Source organism: Streptomyces sp. HSW2009 (genome assembly GCF_040240285.1).
Taxonomy (GTDB): domain Bacteria; phylum Actinomycetota; class Actinomycetes; order Streptomycetales; family Streptomycetaceae; genus Streptomyces.
The window spans coordinates 1-883 of the sequence record NZ_JBEHZD010001089.1; the positions used below are offsets into that span (position 1 = coordinate 1).

The 883-nt window shown below is 77.5% G+C and carries 1 protein-coding gene; it reads left to right on the forward strand.

The window, feature by feature from the left end; genetic code table 11:
• Nucleotides 1-202 precede the first annotated feature (202 nt).
• The gene (locus AAHZ94_RS34690; protein ID WP_349997642.1) at nt 203-640 is read left to right on the forward strand and encodes a DUF6479 family protein; all 438 of its coding nucleotides are present in this window, start codon (nt 203-205) and stop codon (nt 638-640) included.
• Nucleotides 641-883: the final 243 nt, after the last annotated feature.

Genomic DNA, 883 nt, shown 5'->3' on the forward strand with positions numbered 1-883 from the left:
CTACCCGCCGCCCGTGGCCCGCCACCCGCCACCCGCCGCCCGTCGCCCGCCACCCGTCGCCCGTGGCCCGTGGCACGCCGGGCACAGCGCGCCGCCGGGCACAGTGCACCGGCCGGCAGGGGGAGGGGGAGGGGCTGGTGGGGGCTTGGGGTCGGGTGTGATCGGGCGGACTGAGTCCGGACAACAGGGGTACTCGACGCGCATGGACATCCAGGGCATGGCCTCCACGGGTGGTTCGGCCTCCGACGCGGTCGTCGAGCTCGCCGTGAAACGCGACTATCTGGTCGGCATCGCCCCCCTCGTGGCCGGGGTCGTCGTTGCCGCCGTATTGATCCTGGCCGTGGGGTACGGACTCCGCCGCCGGGACCGGGAACCGCCCCCGTCGCAGGAGCCGCAGCCGCGCTCCGGCGCCTGGGAGACGGAGGAGGAGTACCGCACCGGCCACGTCCCACCGGACCACGGCCCCGGCCACCAGGAAGGTGAGGCGGTCGGTTACATCAGGCAGTACCGCGAGCCGGACGAGGTGCCCCGGCGCGACGAGCGGCACCGGATGATGCCGTACGACTTCAAGGACTTCGGCAACGAGGGCACCAGACCGGCCCGCGAGGGCGAAGCGGCCGGCCGCCGCCGGCACCGGTAGCCCCGGGCGCCGGTAGCGGCAGGCACCGGTAGCCCCGGGCGCCGGTGGCCCCGGGGCGGGGCTACGCGGACGGGGTGCTCGGGCGAGTAGCGTTTGCGGGTGCCCGAAGAGAACGTCCCCGCGTGCCCGCACCACCCCGTCCAGCCCCCGGCCGCCGCCGCGCCGCACCCCACGAGCTAGCCGGGGGCCCACCCGGCCGCGCCACCGGGGGCGCGCCCGGCGGCGGGCCCGGCCGGTGGGGCG

Bases quoted from the DNA above. Each gene is read 5' to 3' on its own strand.
- AAHZ94_RS34690 (WP_349997642.1), top strand. From the start codon at position 203: ATGGACATCCAGGGCATGGCCTCCACGGGTGGTTCGGCCTCCGACGCG.